General features: G+C 42.0%; 15 protein-coding genes. 2 read left to right on the forward strand and 13 right to left on the reverse strand.

The window, feature by feature from the left end; genetic code table 11:
• Positions 1–12: 12 nt before the first annotated feature.
• Positions 13–1,299 carry an ATP-binding protein gene (locus MKY52_RS29560; RefSeq protein WP_341055404.1) on the reverse strand — a complete coding sequence of 429 codons (1,287 nt, stop codon included), beginning with the start codon at positions 1,297–1,299 and terminating at the stop codon, positions 13–15.
• Between the two features lies 1 nt (position 1,300).
• Entirely contained in the window at positions 1,301–2,041 is a 741-nt protein-coding gene (locus MKY52_RS29565; protein WP_341055406.1) for a LytR/AlgR family response regulator transcription factor, read from the reverse strand.
• 196 nt (positions 2,042–2,237) lie between these two features.
• On the opposite strand from MKY52_RS29565, the gene MKY52_RS29570 reads away from it, so the two are divergent.
• On the forward strand, positions 2,238–2,519 hold the full coding sequence (locus tag MKY52_RS29570) for a transposase (protein WP_341055408.1): 282 nt from the start codon (positions 2,238–2,240) through the stop codon (positions 2,517–2,519).
• 153 nt (positions 2,520–2,672) lie between these two features.
• Here the strand turns inward: MKY52_RS29570 and MKY52_RS29575 are convergent, their stop codons facing one another.
• The 4 genes from MKY52_RS29575 to MKY52_RS29590 all read right to left on the reverse strand — a co-directional run bounded on the left by MKY52_RS29575 (position 2,673) and on the right by MKY52_RS29590 (position 7,454).
• Positions 2,673–2,933, reverse strand: a complete 261-nt coding sequence (locus tag MKY52_RS29575; RefSeq protein ID WP_341055410.1) for an ankyrin repeat domain-containing protein — start codon at positions 2,931–2,933, stop codon at positions 2,673–2,675.
• 396 nt (positions 2,934–3,329) lie between these two features.
• Positions 3,330–4,034 (reverse strand): hypothetical protein, encoded by a 705-nt coding sequence (locus MKY52_RS29580; RefSeq protein ID WP_341055412.1) that lies wholly within the window; start codon positions 4,032–4,034, stop codon positions 3,330–3,332.
• Between the two features lie 77 nt (positions 4,035–4,111).
• Positions 4,112–6,418, reverse strand: a complete 2,307-nt coding sequence (locus MKY52_RS29585; RefSeq protein WP_341055415.1) for a thiamine pyrophosphate-dependent enzyme — start codon at positions 6,416–6,418, stop codon at positions 4,112–4,114.
• A gap of 25 nt (positions 6,419–6,443) precedes the next feature.
• Positions 6,444–7,454 (reverse strand): 2-oxoacid:acceptor oxidoreductase family protein, encoded by a 1,011-nt coding sequence (locus MKY52_RS29590; protein WP_076283479.1) that lies wholly within the window; start codon positions 7,452–7,454, stop codon positions 6,444–6,446.
• 322 nt (positions 7,455–7,776) lie between these two features.
• Between MKY52_RS29590 and MKY52_RS29595 the strand changes: the two genes are divergently transcribed.
• Positions 7,777–9,120 carry an amino acid permease gene (locus tag MKY52_RS29595; protein WP_076283478.1) on the forward strand — a complete coding sequence of 448 codons (1,344 nt, stop codon included), beginning with the start codon at positions 7,777–7,779 and terminating at the stop codon, positions 9,118–9,120.
• Between the two features lie 111 nt (positions 9,121–9,231).
• Here the strand turns inward: MKY52_RS29595 and MKY52_RS29600 are convergent, their stop codons facing one another.
• From MKY52_RS29600 to MKY52_RS29630, 7 genes are all read right to left on the reverse strand, one after another.
• Positions 9,232–9,921: a DUF6273 domain-containing protein gene (locus tag MKY52_RS29600; protein ID WP_341055416.1), complete on the reverse strand. Its 690-nt coding sequence runs from the start codon at positions 9,919–9,921 to the stop codon at positions 9,232–9,234.
• A 100-nt stretch (positions 9,922–10,021) separates the two neighbouring features.
• The gene (locus MKY52_RS29605) at positions 10,022–11,473 is read right to left on the reverse strand and encodes a nicotinate phosphoribosyltransferase (protein WP_076283476.1); all 1,452 of its coding nucleotides are present in this window, start codon (positions 11,471–11,473) and stop codon (positions 10,022–10,024) included.
• 52 nt (positions 11,474–11,525) lie between these two features.
• A complete protein-coding gene (locus tag MKY52_RS29610; RefSeq protein WP_341055417.1) occupies positions 11,526–12,065 on the reverse strand; it encodes a cysteine hydrolase family protein in 540 nt (179 codons plus the stop codon).
• A gap of 30 nt (positions 12,066–12,095) precedes the next feature.
• Positions 12,096–12,866 carry an NUDIX domain-containing protein gene (locus MKY52_RS29615; protein WP_042128449.1) on the reverse strand — a complete coding sequence of 257 codons (771 nt, stop codon included), beginning with the start codon at positions 12,864–12,866 and terminating at the stop codon, positions 12,096–12,098.
• Between the two features lie 165 nt (positions 12,867–13,031).
• On the reverse strand, positions 13,032–13,481 hold the full coding sequence (locus tag MKY52_RS29620) for a RicAFT regulatory complex protein RicA family protein (protein ID WP_341055420.1): 450 nt from the start codon (positions 13,479–13,481) through the stop codon (positions 13,032–13,034).
• Positions 13,482–13,509: 28 nt separating this feature from the next.
• Positions 13,510–15,096 carry a tRNA (N6-isopentenyl adenosine(37)-C2)-methylthiotransferase MiaB gene (miaB, locus tag MKY52_RS29625; RefSeq protein ID WP_341055423.1) on the reverse strand — a complete coding sequence of 529 codons (1,587 nt, stop codon included), beginning with the start codon at positions 15,094–15,096 and terminating at the stop codon, positions 13,510–13,512.
• Between the two features lie 403 nt (positions 15,097–15,499).
• Complete coding sequence (locus tag MKY52_RS29630) at positions 15,500–16,720, reverse strand: VWA domain-containing protein (RefSeq protein WP_341055426.1); 1,221 nt, start codon at positions 16,718–16,720, stop codon at positions 15,500–15,502.
• Positions 16,721–16,722 lie beyond the last annotated feature (2 nt).

The following is a 16,722-nucleotide window of genomic DNA, read 5'->3' on the forward strand; positions in this document are numbered from 1 at the left end:
ACAACAGGTTGTCTAAGGATTATTGGTATATAATGGAATTAGTGCCATATTATTAAATATTTTATGTTTTGTTTCAATGGTCATATGACCACCGTACTTGTCGCAGATTCTAGCTATGTTCGTTAATCCAATACCATGAAATTCCGGGTTTGATTTTTGGCTGTTTAAGTGGGCAACTTCATTCTCCATATGATTCATGATGTGAATGAGAAGGGTAGACTCGGTAGAATGTATTTTTATAAGAATGTACCTATCTTCTGCGATCTTCAACTTTTTAGAAGCCTCTATTGCGTTATCTAGCATATTTCCAATGACAACACATAAGTCATAACGGTCAATATGGACTTTTTGTGAACATAAGCTAAGCTTTGTATCTATTCTTATGCCATTGGCTTGTCCAATATTAAGTGTATTTGTGACAAGGGCATCTATAACTAGATTCCCTGTGTTTACCCGTTGATAAGCCCCTTCAACTTTATTTAATGTAGTCTTAATATGTTCCCTTGCTGCTGCTAGCTCATTTCGCTCAATACACTCTTCAATATACAAAAACTGTTGATTCGTATCATGAATGATTCTTTTAATGGATTTAAAGCTGTGAACGACTTTTTCGTAATTCGCATCCTGATGGTCCATCTGCTGTTGCAGCTGAGCATTCTCATGCATGAATTGAAATTTATCAATGATATTATCAAAAACATAGAAAATCATAACGTTTAAGAATAGTAATACAATGACGGATATGAAAGAATAGGCGTCCTTATAAGTTAGAATATTCAGTTGGTTTATACTTACGATAGGAATAACCGAAAAAAATATGTAGTAACGATAATGCAAAGAGTAACTTCTACGTTTTGCAAGTAGGCGTATGATCTGAATGATAGCAAACATGATCATGCAACTGAGTAAAATAGCTTTTGTGTAAGCTATTTGATCATATTCATTTACAGGGTCAAAGCTAAACTCAATTGAATATAGGGTATAAAAAATATAAAGGGATATAAAATTAACGAGAGATATTAAAACACCGTAAAACATAGAAAAAATGATCTTGTCTTTAATTTTTACTTGATAAGATTGTGCAAAACTAAATATCATGAGCAAAGGTAGAATCAAAGATAAAATAGGAGAGATAGGAATAACCAGATACAGGTAATCAAGCAACCCAAACATAATGAAATAAATGAATCGGTTATGTTTTTTAGCTGATTTATCAAACACCGAGTTGAAGAAAAAATTAATTTGAACACCCATCACAAGGACAATGCTAAAGACAATAAGAAAATTATTTTGAATCATATCAATCGACCTTCATAATCATAAATTTGGTGTAAGTATCTTTAACCTCATTAATTTTAGAACGACCTATAGGTAATTCCAACCCATTGGACATTAGAACAACTCCGCTAGAAAATTTCTTCACATGAAGCAGATTAATAATAATAGAACGATGGATTTGCAAGAAGTTACAGTCTTTTAAGGCCAAAGCATAATCTGAAATGATGCCTTTGCTTTCATAGGTTTGATTAGTGGTCGTAAAATGTAGTTTGCTTTTTATAGTTAAGCTTTTGGCAGCTTGAATACTAATGAGGTCATCATATTTTAAAATGATTTCTTCATAGGTTGACTTGATAACCATAAACTTTTTATCAAGTGCTTGAAAGTATTGGCATATCTTGATTATTTTCTCCTCCAAGATCGAAGGAGCAATGGGTTTTATCAAATACTGAAATGTCATGACATCAAAACTTTCCACCATATATTCAGGATAGCTTGTCAGAAAAATAATTTGTTCATCTAGGTTATTTAACTCTCTTATTTTTCGGGCTGTTTGAATCCCGTTTATCCCCCCCATTTCAATATCCAAAATTAAAATATGGAATGGAGTTTCATAGCGCTCATAATGGGATACCAATTGCTCTCCCGAGCCGAATAATTCAATTTCAAAATCTATATTAGTCTTTATCGACAAAGTAATCAGGATACTTTTGACAAGCTCTCTTTGTTTTTCCTCATCATCGCAAATAGCCACTCTATACAAAAATGATACACCTCTCATTTTCTATACCTTTATTCTAAAACTCCATATAAACATGATACAACCTTTTGACTTTGTATAGATAGCTTTTGGATGAAATGCAAATTAAAATCCCTCAACACCACATGAACGAATATTTCTTTGACTGCATCTTACCAATTTTCAGAGGTGTTATGAATGTCTTTTTTATAACATCCATATGGAGTTAAGCGAGGAAATATCTGGGAAATGGAAGAGACAGATGACGCTCAGTAAACGAGGACGACCACGCCTGCGGCACTTCCTCTACCTAACCACGATGTGCATGTCAAGAATAACAAAGAATTCAAGGCTCTACATCTACTTAATGTCCAGTTTAAAAAAGCTTGAAAAAATGAAATCCATCATGAAGTTATGTGGAAAGCTGGCTCGACTTTTAGTAGGTCTGGCACGCAGTGAAGAAGCATACACCACAAAGAAAGTCTTTGCATTGGCAGCTTAAAAACTATGCATTACTAACGCAAGTTGGCGTATTCGCAGGATGACAAAGAAAGCACAGAGTATCGGGATACGTTACGCAAAAGGGATGAAATCCTGCGAATACACGAGCTTGCGTGAGGAAGTTAAATCATATCGAGGGAGTTTAGTTAAGCTATCATAGATGGCCTGAAAGATATTCAATTATTTTTTTAATAGCATAAGTTTGTTCCATGCTTTTTGCGATATCTAGAGCAGTTTGGCCTTTTTTATTTCTAGCTAATAGGTCAGCACCATTTACAATCAACATAGTTATCATTTCAAGGTTGGAATTTTCTACCGCAAACATTAAAGCAGTCTCTTCTTCATTTGTCTTATGATTGACGTCACATTTGTAACCTATTAGTAATCTAGCTGTTAAAAGCAGGTCTCTGAACATCAGAAGGCTTGCTTTTTTCCTAGTATATGGATCTATTAAATGTAAACACAGCACTGGGGGGCTCAAAGATACTGAGGGTCGACTAAATCGCTCACTGTAAATGACGAAATGTCGAATAAACCTGCAAAACTACATCTTTAAATGATACGTGGCGGACTAAAGTATAGATTCCTGCAAATTCACAGTAATTATTGCTTAAGAATAAGTCTTCGTGTCATAAGTACGGATATTCCTGTATATTCGCAGGTTTCGACCTAATAAAAGAAGAAATCTGCGCAAAAAGATGCACATTTGCAGTTTTCTTTTGTCTAGCGAAAGGTTTGTATGAATATGAGAAATAAATTCCATTCTAGGTTGTGAGTCGGTGCTCACGATTTATCTTTGTTAAACTCAGAATCAGGGTAGCATCGGAGTCCATGTTTTAAGGCGGTCAAACTCATAGATCGTTCGGAGATGATAGGGTTCTTTTTCATACACTCTTTCAAAAACACCCATGTACCCAACATCATTAAATACAACATATTCAAGAGTAACCAATGGATCGGGACGATTAATTTGCCAATAATAATGTAATTCTAACGGCGCCTTGTACCATAACCAATCTAAATCTTGAAGAGCTACATTTCTGTGTTGGAGAACCCATATACTGAAGGCTACATGAGGATCGTCTACAGGTATTTCTGAGTTTGGATTTTTATCTTTTAAATGAATTGCTGCCTTCTGGAGTACATTGTTAATATCTGATTCAATTTTATAATTAGAAACGGCTTTAACCTGATTAAATTGCTCCGTATATTTGTTACTCTCCGAAAGCGCTTTGATTTGTTGAAAGCTAATCTTAGGGGTATAGAAAATGACGAAGACGGTAATCAACCCATACATTAGCGCCTTTGCGTAAAGAAACTTTTTCTTTTTATTCATATAAATCAAGCCCATGATAAAACCCACAGGAATCAGTAACCCAAATAAATCGACATACAATTCACAAAGTAAAAAAGCTGCAATTATGATCACCCAGTCTTTTAACTTTAATATCTTTCGCTGATCCAAATAAGATAACAGTAATGAAACAAAAAAACAGATCCATAAAATCCAGCTCAATAGAATCAGTCCTCCCTTCTTTCATTATATACAAAACACCCGACAGACGAATCTGCCGGGTGTTTTATCATTATATTTTACAAATCAGGATGTTCATGTTTCGCTTTCAGACGACTCCAGCGACGCTCAACCTCTGCCTCGAAGCTGCGTAAAGCCGGCTCATTCTCAGGCTTCAGTAAATGACGGGTTTTGCCCATTGTCTTCAACCAAGCGGAGAGCTCAACGCGTTTGCCCTTATCCTCTGGATTGTACGTAATATTCGTAGAACCGTGCTCCACTTCATATAGAGGGAAGAAGCAAGATTCAACAGCCAGCGAAACGATGTTGGTACCCTCTTTATCCTCAGACATCCAGTTCAGTGGGCATGCGATCAGGATTTTACCATACACAAGTCCTTCGTTCTGGGCGTACCATTGTGCTTTTGCCGCTTTCTTCACAAGATCCTGCGGGTAAGCTTCGGAACCTGTGAAGACATATGGAATGTTAGTAGCTGCCATGATTTGCGCAGTATCCTTATGCTGTGTAACTTTACCTTGCTGATTCTTACCAATGCTGGATGTAGATGTACGGTGACCCAGTGGTGTGGAATAGGACTGCTGAGCACCTGTGTTCATGTAACCTTCGTTATCGTACTCTACGATAATCATTTTGTGACCGCGTAGTGCAGCCCCAATCGCAGGTCCCATTCCGATGTCCATACCGCCATCACCAGTTACCATTACAAATGTGAAGTCGTCTTGAAGCCCAAGTCCGTCCAATTCACCACGGCGTTTGCGTTCCCAGAACATTTCTACGACACCGGATAAGGTAGCTGCACCATTTTGGAACAGGTTATGAATAAAAGTAGATTTATGAGAAGAATATGGATAGCCCGTAGTTGTTACCATCGCACAACCCGTGTGATAAAGCGCTACGATATCCCCTTCGATGCCTTTGAAGAACGTCTCCAGTCCTGAGAAAATTCCACAACCTGGACAAGCGCCATGACCTGGTGCAAGCCGTTTAGGTTTCTTCGTCAAGCTGCGCAGTGGGGGTATCCGCACACTTAATTTCCCTGTTGCTTCATCCTGTTTAACCGTAATTAATCCTGTCTTCAGCGAATCAAAGTCCATCGGCTTCAATAGACGCTGTGGCGCTTTGTCCGGTGCACCTGGATTGTGACCATAGTAGTCAAATGGAACTTCAATACGGTCTGCAGCAACGGCATCCAATGCTAATTGGAAGAATGCATGACCATCTTCTGCGTAGAAGTCCTTACCGCCCAACCCGTAAATACGGCTAATTACCTTTGTAGTAGTGTTACCATAGGTGAACAAGGCTGCCTTGATCTCATTTACCATATTACCGCCGTGACCACCAACCGAATCCGCACGGTCGCCTACGGTGATTGCCTTAACATTTTTCAGCGCTTCAGCCATTTGCTTCTGCGGGAAAGGACGAATCATATTCGGCGAAATTGCACCTGCTTTGATCCCTTGCAAACGAAGCTGATCCACAACATCTTTAATGATCTCTGACGCAGAGTTCATCAAGAATACGGCTACTTCCGCATCTTCCATCCGATACTCTTCGATCATTGGATAGTGGCGTCCAGTCAATTCAGCGAATTCCTTAGCAATTTCTTCGAAGACTTCACCCGCATTATACATCGCTACCGACTGCTGATAACGGTTGTTGATATAATCAGGTTCGTTCATGTAAGGACCTACGGTAACTGGATTATTGCGGTCTAGTGTATCTGTGAAGCCTACCGGTGGTTGTGGGCCAACGAATTTATGAACATCCTCACGGTGAGTAAATGCCTGTACGCGACGTTTCTGGTGAGAAGTAAAATACCCATCTGATGCTACCATTACTGGAAGACGCACTTTGGCGTGCTCAGCAAGCTTAAGTGCCATCAGATTCATATCATAAACGGATTGTGGATCACGGCACATCAGAATCGGCCAGCCCGTATTTAGCGCAAAATACAAATCAGAATGGTCACCATGAATATTAAGCGGACCGGAAATCGAGCGGCAGATCAAATTCATTACCATAGGCATCCGTGTACCAGCTTGTACCGGCAATTGCTCTAGCATGAACATATAACCCTGGGCACTTGTAGCATTAAATACACGTCCACCAGCCGTCGAAGCCCCATAACAGATTCCTGCAGAACTGTGTTCGCCATCTGATGGAATAAGCATAATATCATGCTGACCGTTCGCTTTCATGGTATCAAGAAATTGAGCTACTTCTGTCGATGGGGAGATCGGAAAATAACCCATGACATGATAATTTATTTGATGGGCAGCATAAGCCGCCATTTCATTGCCGGATTCATATAGGAATTTCTGCTCTACCTTCGTAGAGCTTACTTCTTTTTCGTAATCAATAGCCACGTGTGTTCCACCTTTCCTCCATTAATTAAGCCTCAGTAACAAGATCAAAGATATGCCGGACCGTATGGCTCTCAGCGTAGCCATCTTCCTCGCGTTCGCCAGACAAAGCCGTTGTAGGACAAGCTTCTACGCATTTTAAACAGCCTTTGCAGTATTGATAATCAATGCCTTGAAGGAACATTTGCGGACGTCCCTTCTTATCAGGCTGCTCATCCCAAACAAAACATAAATCAGGACATACCGTATCGCACTGCGCACAATGAATACAATCCTCTAATTTAAAATGAGGCAATAAACCGGATCTTGAAATGCTAAGATTCTTTAAAAAGCTGCTGCCAGGATTCGTAATGGTACCACCAATAGGCTGAGTTTCATAACCTAAGGCCGAAATATCGGACCGAACGAACTCAGGCATAATCGCACCTTCAGGCAAAGGGAAATGCATGAAAGTAACTTCATTAAATCCACGTTCGAAAGTAGTTAGTGCGGATTGAACAGCCTGCGGATATTTTTTGCCAAGTGATTTCTCGATAACACCCTTCATAATTTCAGGATCCAAGAAATCACACATCCGGAACAACGCACCTAACATTGCCATGTTTACGCGGTTCTTCTCATCTAATGCGATCGATGTAGCATCAACGACAGCTATAGTTCCTGCCATCATGTTCAGGGAGGACTTCAATTCCTCTGGCGACTTAGCCGAGTTTACTAGCACCGTGCTATGATCATAAATTCCGCTAGTCACGTTGACGGTCTTTGCCAACGCTTCATGGAATATGCCTACGACGTGAGGTCGTTCTACCGGTGAAGTGTCACGAATATGTGTGTTCAAATCACAAAAACGGATATGTGCCTTTACCGCTGATCCCTTTTTCTCAGAACCATAGGATGAAAAGCTCACTCCATTCATTCCAGCACCGACAACGCCTGCTTCGGCAAGCATTTTACCAGCTAAGTTCGCGCCTAGCCCTCCAATTGATTCCAGACGAATCTCAAAAAATCCGAGTTCGTTCACTTTTGGTAACTGTACCACCGACATAGCCCCTTTCAGAATGTCATCAGTATAATATCCTTTTGACTTTTTCAACGATTGTATCTTGATTTTGGAAGTCGCGAAGTGACAAATCTTGCATTTTCCATGTGTTACCTAAGCTTATTTAGCTACTTTTATTTAGCAATAAAATTAAAAATTAAGATGTTAAATTCATCACATTCTGCATGATAAATATCACACTCCAGTGAAAAGTCACGCCTCTTCATAAAAATGTGTGTTATTTTTACTTTTCAACTAGTCCGTTTCAGGATAAACTGATGCTTGGTGTAATTTTTCGAAGACAGCTTAGGAGGCATTAATTGTGAAGTCAAACGAAGCATCATTACAGAAGAAATTGCTTCCTCGGCATATCAGCTTTATGGCGATGGGCGGAGTAATCGGTACGGGGATTTTTAAAGGAAGTTCTGAGACCATAAGCATTGCCGGACCTGCGGTTATTCTTACTTATGTATTAGCAGGCCTGCTACTCTTAGTGGTCATGGGGGCAATAGCCGAAATGGCTACGGTGTACCCGAATAGGAATATGAAGGACTTCATACGTGAGGCTTTTGGAGAACGACTCTCCTTTATCGTGGGGTGGTTATATTGCTTCATGTGGTTGACCGTTTGTGTGATTGAAGTGCTGGCAGCAGGCAGCTTCTTGCAATACTGGTTACCGGATGTTCCTTTATGGCTGCTCAGTCTTGCAAGTGGCGCTTTAATTATCGGCATCAACATGATGAGTGTAGGTGGTTATGGAGAAACGGAGTTTTGGTTAGCCGGGATCAAAATCGCAATGATCATCATCTTCATTATCTTAGGAAGCTCATTAATTTTTGGACTGTTGCCTATGTCTGAGGCTACGCCTTACTTACACAACTTTACAGACTATGGTGGATTTCTCCCGAGAGGCTGGGCTCCCATTTTCTCTGCCCTTCTTGTCGTCATGTTCTCCTACGGTGGGTCAGAGTTGATTGGGCTAACCTTGACGGAGACACAGGATGCAGAGAAGGTCTTACCTAAGGTTGTCAAAAGCTTCATTCTGCGCGTTATTCTGTTCTATACCTTGCCGATCCTAATCATCTGCGGATTAATACCCTGGAATCAACTGAATGAGCATACAAGCCCGTTTGTTCAGGTATTAGCCGCAACAGGACTTAAGGGTGCCGATCACATCATGAACTTTATTCTGATTACAGCGGTGCTCTCTGCTGCCAATTCTGGTATTTATGGCGCCACTCGGATGCTGCACTCTATGGCGTCACAGGGCGAAGCACCACGCAGCTTGGCAAAAACCTCTGCAAAAGGTGTACCCATCAACAGTCTGAAGCTCTGTGCCGTTGTTCTTGTTATTGGTTCCTTGTTAGCGTACTTCGCCCAGGATGGATTGTTCCGTTTGCTAATGGCGGTTCCAGGCTTTGTGGTTATTCTCGTATGGATCAGCATTTGTATGTCACAACTTAAACTGAGAAAATCTTATCCGAAAGAACCAACCTTTAAGGTATGGGGATTCCCTTATATAACCGTTGTTACACTTGTTTGTTTAACTGTTATCGCGGTTTCTTTTCTCTTCGATGTTCAGAACCGTATCAGTATAGGAACATGCCTAGCAGTTCTGTTGATGCTTACGATTTGGTCCTTCGTGAAATTTAAGAAGAAAAACTGAAGTATTTAGCTTGGACCGATCTATCAAAAAGAGGTGTATCCCTTGTTCTTCACACTAGCGAAGAGAGGGACACGCCTCTTTTTAATTATTGCCACTCTAAACCGAATGTCTTTATCGTGGAAGATTAATTACCATAGCGGGACGGACGCCGTCACGGGCTACACTGACATTCGCATAGCTGCGAATACTGTAACTCGGTCCGACAAAAAACGCACGCGAAGGTTTGTTTCCCTGTGTTCGCAGCCACCACCAAGAGCAGCCAACTTCTTCGCCGTCTTTAATTATATAGTTATCTTTATCCGTTTTATCGTAAACGTATAGGCTGCATCCATCGTGCTTTTTCATTTTAGCAAATTCCGTGCCAACCGCACGCCGTAGTTCTTTTCCGTGTATCTCTGAGAATGCCTTTATCTCATCAACGCTAAGCAAAAAAACGTTATCCTCTGTATCTGGGGTACCCTCTCCGTTATCTGAGCAACGGGTCGTTTTTATTAATACCTTCTCGGCAGCATTGAATGCGCTGTTATAGAATTCATCGTTCAGCCACTCACGCAAATCACAGTCGTGCCACGTAATATCCACGCAATCACGCCATTTAATATCTGCGCTCTTGCCGTGATACCTCTTGCATTCCAAAATGTCCTCGCTCAAAACGAACAGTTCGCTACCTGAGTTATGGAGAACACGCCATTCAATCGGCAGCTCTTTATCATCCGTCGATTGTGAATACGTGCCGAAAGTAATGATTTCGCCTGGCTTAACGTTCCTGTTCAGCGCTAAAGCAAGCTTCCCCTCTTCCATTAAGTTCTCCTCCTTATTTACAAGCCTCTGTAAAAACAAAAAAACGCGGGTATATCACTCTCCCGCGTTAACACTGTTGACAGAATTAATCCTGCAAAATCTATTCAATATCCGGTCGTATATGCTCAGCGATTAACTGCTGCTTGCTAGTCCAGACCTTTTCACTCAAATTCACCCGATATACTTCGGGATTCAGCTTACGTTGATACTCCGGCCAGAATAGGTCCTTTTGCTCCCGATGATAACGGCGAACCTCATTCAAATCCGGCAAAGTATACACTTGGAATCCGTTAACGTATATCGGTTCTAGCATAGGCAATGCCTCGTAACGCTCTACATACTTATGCATGTATGGATGGAGCGGATTAAACAGCTTCAACCGCGCACCGTTACGTGGAGCTTCCTCTTCTGGAAAGCAGATATAATCCGCAAGCGCTTTGCCATTTTTACCGATAATCCGAAATACGTCCTTCTTTCCAGGCGTGGATACTTTTTCAGGATTGGAAGAAATTTTGATCGTCGGGATCATTTCTCCAGTAGCGGACTCAATTTCCACCAGCTTGTAGACGCCACCCAGCGAGGGTTGGTCAGAGGCAGTGATCAGTTGTGTGCCCACACCCCAAGTATCAATCGCTGCGCCTTGCAGCTTTAGATCCATGATCGTGTTCTCATCCAAATCGTTGGAAGCGACTATCTTCACATAATCCAGGCCAGCATCATCCAACATCTTACGCGCTTGACGGGATAGATAAGCCAAGTCACCGCTATCCAAACGGATACCGACCATCTTTTTACCTTGTGCCTCAAGCTTCTTAGCTGTATTGATTGCATTAGGCACCCCACTACGGAGTGTATCAAAGGTGTCTACCAATAGCGTAACTTCGTCCGGCATCACCTTAGCATAGGCATCAAAAGCCTCCTGCTCGCTGCCAAAGCTCTGAACCCAGGAATGTGCATGTGTTCCCTTAGTCGGAATACTAAACATTTTGCCTGCCAGCATGTTTGAAGTAGCATCAAAGCCGCCAATATAGGCTGCTCTAGCCCCCCACACCGCTGCATCGGCTTCTTGCGCACGCCGGGTACCAAACTCCAGCAAGATGTCATTCGGAGCCACCTGCTTAATTCGTGAAGCCTTAGTAGCGATCAACGTCTGGTAGTTCATGAAGTTCAGAATGGCTGTCTCCACCAGCTGAGCCTCCATAATTGTCCCTTCCACACGGATTAATGGCTCATCTGGAAAAATCAAAGCGCCTTCTTTCATCGAATGAACGGTTCCCTGAAAATGAAACTGCAACAGTTCCTCCAAAAAAGCGGGAGCATAGTTTTCTTCTTGCTCAGACAAATAACGGATATCATCTTCGGTAAACCGCAAGCCGCCGATATAACCAACAATACGCTCTAACCCTGCGAACACAGCATAGCCGTTACCGAAAGGTAGCTTACGGAAATAAGCCTCAAATACAGCCTTCCGTTTATGAGTTCCATTCACCCAGTGAGCGTACATCATATTGATCTGATATTTATCCGTATGTAGCGCAAGTTCTCTTCTCAAGTCCTCATCTCCTAATATCTACGCTGCTATATGTGTATGTTCTGTTTTAGTATTATGCCTTAACAACGTCTGCTCCTAAACTTCCCCGGAAATGTTCTAACGCCCAAGTATGTCCATTTGGATTAAAACTGGCAACTGCATCTTCGTGCACAATAATTGCAAACCCTTTGTTATATGCATCTACTGCTGTGTGCAGTACACAAATATCTGTGCAGACCCCAATTAAATGAAGTTCAGTAATGCCACGCTCCCGCAGCTTGATTTCCAGATCAGTTCCACTAAAAGCACTATAACGCGTTTTGTTCATCCAATAGATGGAATCGCGGTTGTGCTCATACACAGATTTCAAACTTCCGAACAACTCACGTCCTTCACTCCCGCGTAGATTATGAGGAGGAAAAAGTTTGCTCTCCGGGTGGTAAGGGTCCTTCTCTTCATGTAAATCCACGGCCATAACGACATAATCGCCACTTTGGACAAACTCCGACGTTAATTGGCTGATTCTAGGCTCGATATCTACGGCTGGCTGACCAACCGGCAGATTTCCGTTAACAAAATCATTCGTAAAGTCGATCACTATTAGTGCTCTCATGAGATTAATCCCCTCTCCTGATTTAAGCCACTACGTGTAGATGGATAACAAAGGCTCATGATCTGTGAACATATAGAGCTGAGCGGGACGCTGGGAGTATTGATTTGAACTAAGCGCATTTCCCTCTTCATCTCTTACTTCTTTTAATATACCCTGACGACTACGTGTTGAAGTGATTTTACGAATAAAATTCGGTTCCTTAAATTCCGGCACTACCGTTTGAATGACTTGATAGAGCTCACTAAGGGTAAAATGTCTAGGTAAAAACTGTCTTGCGATCGTAGTCTGAAGCATTTGTTGTTGAATACGCAAGTATGCATCCTTGATAATATCATGGTGGTCAAAAGCGAGCTCCAGCTCTTCAAGTGCTTCCTGCAATGTAAATAAACCTACCTCGCCAGCATCATCCGAAGCTTGTCTTTGCTCCAACATCCATTCTTCTACAAGGGCAAAAAAAGCATGACTGATAATCCATCCGCGAGGGTCGCGGCCTGGTGTACTGTAAACGCCCAGATATTCCAAATGACCACCATCTACACCAGTCTCTTCTTTGAGTTCACGTGTAGCCGCAGCATAAATGGACTCATCCTCCTGACAGAATCCGCCTGGGAGAGCCCACATTCCAGCACATGGCCATTTCTTTCGTCTAATTAACATTACCTTAAGCTCACGTAAGGGAAGCGTCTTCGTGACCGTCTTACGTTCGCGTTTGGTCAGTGTAAACATTACGATGTCGGCCGGAACTCCGTCCGGTGTACGATATTTTTTGGCGTTATAGGTTTGTTCCCCATTTTCGCTCATATTTGCCCCATCCTTTTCCGAAGCTATAATTTTACTAAATCGTATCTTTAAATGTACCAAACCTTAACTTCTAAAATCAACAACTGGACATAGAAAGATTAGGATTATGTATAGTGTGAAACTTAAAGGGGCGGATCTGCATCCGCCCCCTAAACTGAGTGTGGGTTATCCGCATGTGGTCGGAGGCGCCTCGGTGCCGGCTTCCACATTTATTTTTTCCGAAACGGTATCTCTAATCACGGAAATAACAAGCTGGAGTAGATAATTGATGTCACTCTGGCTCTGCTGAAATTCGTTCACGACTGGAATGCCGTCAATTTCATCCTGTAACACTTCAATTTCATGCTCGATCTTGGCTACCATATCTTTATTTTTAAAGCTTTCGAAGGCGACAATCTCCTTCTGCTTTTTCTTAATCGTTGCAATCAGGCCTTGTACCCGTTCGTGGTTCAGGATTTTTTGCTCAGCCTGCTGAAAATGCTTTACTTCTTCACTTGTCGAGATCAATGTAGCCAGTTCTTTGGCTTTACCCATAATATCCTCGCGTACGATCAAGTCACGGGTATTATAAGTCTTCATTCCATATTTATTCAAACGTTGTTCCTCTGTACTCACAAGCCATCTCCCCATTCGTATGTGATGATTAATGAACAGCAGCAGCTTCTGCCACAATATCCCCTTTGATGTACCATGTTTTGGTATCTGTAATTCTCACTTTTACAAATGTGCCAATAAGCTCCTTCGAACCTTCAAAATGGACCAGCTTGTTCGCACGGGAACGGCCAGAAAGGACTTCCGAGTTATTCTTACTCTCGCCTTCTACCAGTACCTCGACGACTTCACCTAGCATACGGTCATTAATGATCCGGCTATTCTCTTTAATGAGATCATTGAGTCTTTGCAGACGCTCGCTCTTCACTGACATCGGTACATTGTCCTCCATAGCAGCTGCAGGGGTACCTTCACGAGGTGAATAAATGAACGTATATGCCATATCATACCCAACCTCGCGCACTAGCGAAAGAGTATTTTCGAATTGCTCATCCGTCTCACCAGGGAAACCAACGATAATATCGGTACTTAATACCGCATTAGGCACACTTATCTTGATCTTACGAACTAACTCCAGATAAGCTTCACGAGTATATTTGCGACTCATTTTCTTAAGTACGGCAGTACTTCCCGATTGAACCGGTAGATGGATATGCTCCACCAGGTTGCCGCCTTTGCCGAGTACTTCAATCAATTTATCGTCAAAATCACGTGGATGCGATGTCATGAAGCGGATGCGCGGGATATCAATTAAACGCATATCATCCATTAGGTCACCAAAGGTGTAATCGATGTCTGTAAAATCCTTACCGTATGCGTTTACGTTCTGCCCCAGCAAAGTCACTTCCTTGAATCCTTGACGCGCGAGCTCTCTTACTTCAGCAATGACGTCCTCCGGACGGCGGCTGCGTTCTTTTCCTCGTGTAAAAGGTACGATACAGTACGTACAGAACTTATCACAGCCATACATAATGTTTACCCAAGCCCGCATGCCTTCACGTTTTTTCGGTAAGTTCTCAATAATATCGCCCTCTTTAGACCATACCTCCACCACAAGCTCTTTACTGAATACAGCTTCTTTAATGAGGTGTGGCAGACGGTGAATATTATGCGTACCGAAGATCATATCCACGAATCCATGCTTAGACATAATTCGATTAACTACGCCTTCCTCCTGCGACATGCAGCCACACACGCCCAGCAAAAGACCTGGCTTCTCAATCTTCAAGTTCTTAAGGTGACCAAGCTCTCCAAACACCTTATCCTCGGCATTCTCGCGAATCGCACAAGTATTGAGCAGAATGAGATCCGCATGATTCCGATCATCGACGCTTTTGTAGCCCATCTGTTCCAACAGGCCCTTCATCGTTTCCGTGTCATGCTCATTCATTTGGCAGCCATAAGTCGTAATATGATAATATTTGTCTACTCCGAAATTCTGCATCTCTTCAGGAATCTCGAAATCATAATGCACTTCTATTTCTTCCTTGCCACGCCGTTTTCCTTCTTTATAATCAGGCTGGCTATTAATTTGAACGTTTCTTCCTTTAATCCGATAAGTAATCTTACCTTCTTCTTCACTAATTACCTTCGCATCGCTAAAATCAAAATATTTCGAATAATCTTTCGAACCCTTGCCGGATTTTAAGTCCGGTGAGTTATGGTTCCCCTTAGTCATGCTGTTTTCACGTCCTCTATCTCAAATGTAGCTTATTGATGTTTTAACCTAATATAAAATTATAGCACATTCTATAACATTACATCCATCTTAGATGTCCATCCCAATATGCACTGATTTAGGTTTATCAAGTAAAAACTTAACTTGCGTATTTTTTTAAAAAATCAGGTCTATTTTACCACAGCGTGAGAGCAGAGCATACTCTAAAAGAAAATTTTAATAGGTCAGGATAATAGCTCTTCTAAAGACTTCCATAAAAAAAATACCCTGCCGACGAGCGACAGGGCCAAATTATATTCTATAAAGGGGGGTATGATATTTATATACGCCATAAAAACTGTAATGAATCACAGTTCTTGTCTGAATATCGCTTTTAATGAAACTTGTAATAGTACGACTCTTGTTAAATCCCTTTTGTACCAAGTTTCTTTGCTAATTCAGTAAGATCCTGTCCTTTTAGTGCACCTTCTACTAACTGTGGCAGCAGTGCAGGTGTACACGCAAAACAGGGTGTTCCATCGCGAGTCAAAGATCTCGCCACATGCTCATCATAGAAAGGTTTGCCTTCATCAGATAAAGCCAGCAAGCACATCGTTCTAACTCCAGATTCCTTCAGATGACGCATACGACGGATTAAGCCTGCCTGGTTCCCACCTTCATAAAGATCCGAAATAACGATAAATAATGTCTTCTTCGGTTGATCAATAAACTGTTCGCAATAAGCAACAGACTTTTGTATATCTGTACCGCCGCCTAACTGAATCCCGAATAACATGTCAACAGGATCGTTCGCACATTGCTCTGTCAGATCAACGACCTCTGTATCAAATACAACTACTCGGGTACTAAGCGATGGGATGCTTGCAAAAATAGAACCAACTACTGAAGCCCAAATAATTGATTCTGCCATAGAACCACTCTGATCGATATCCACAATGACTGTCCATTCCTTACTGCGTCTTGCCCGATCATAAAAGTAGAATCTCTCAGGGATAATCTGTTGTCGCTCTGCATCATAATGCTTCAGATTGCGTTTTATCGTCCGTGTCCAGTCTATACCACTAAGTGACGGTAATGGAGAATGCTCTCTGCGATTCAGTGCACCCGTCACCGCCCGACGCAGATCTTCCTCCATACGCTTTACAAGATCATCCACAACCGCCTTCACTAACAGGCGAGCCGTATCTTTTGTCTTCTCAGGAATTTTCCCTTTTAGCGAAAGTAGTGTACCTACTAGCTGTATATCAGGCTTCACTGTTGCCAGAACTTCCGGCTCAAACAATAATTGCTTCCAGCCCTTCCGCTCCATCGCATCATGTTGAATAACCGATACGATATCCTCTGGGAAGAAATTGCGAACATCTCCTAACCATTTTGCCAACCGGGGTGCAGATTTACCTGATCCCGCTCCTCTTTGTCCCGTAGCCGAAGAGTTAGCAGCACCACTATTTACGATATCGCTCGTCTCATCATAGATAGCAGCCAGTGCTTGGTCCATGATGAGTTCATCTTCAGACAGGTGAATACTTGCGTTTCCGCTAGAAATCGTCAATTGCGCTTCTGCAGACTGACCAAGAATAAGGCGCCACCGAGCTACAACACTTGAATCCACGGATGTACTCATCG

This window comes from Paenibacillus sp. FSL P4-0184, from assembly GCF_038004625.1.
In the GTDB taxonomy this organism is placed as follows: domain Bacteria; phylum Bacillota; class Bacilli; order Paenibacillales; family Paenibacillaceae; genus Paenibacillus_AQ.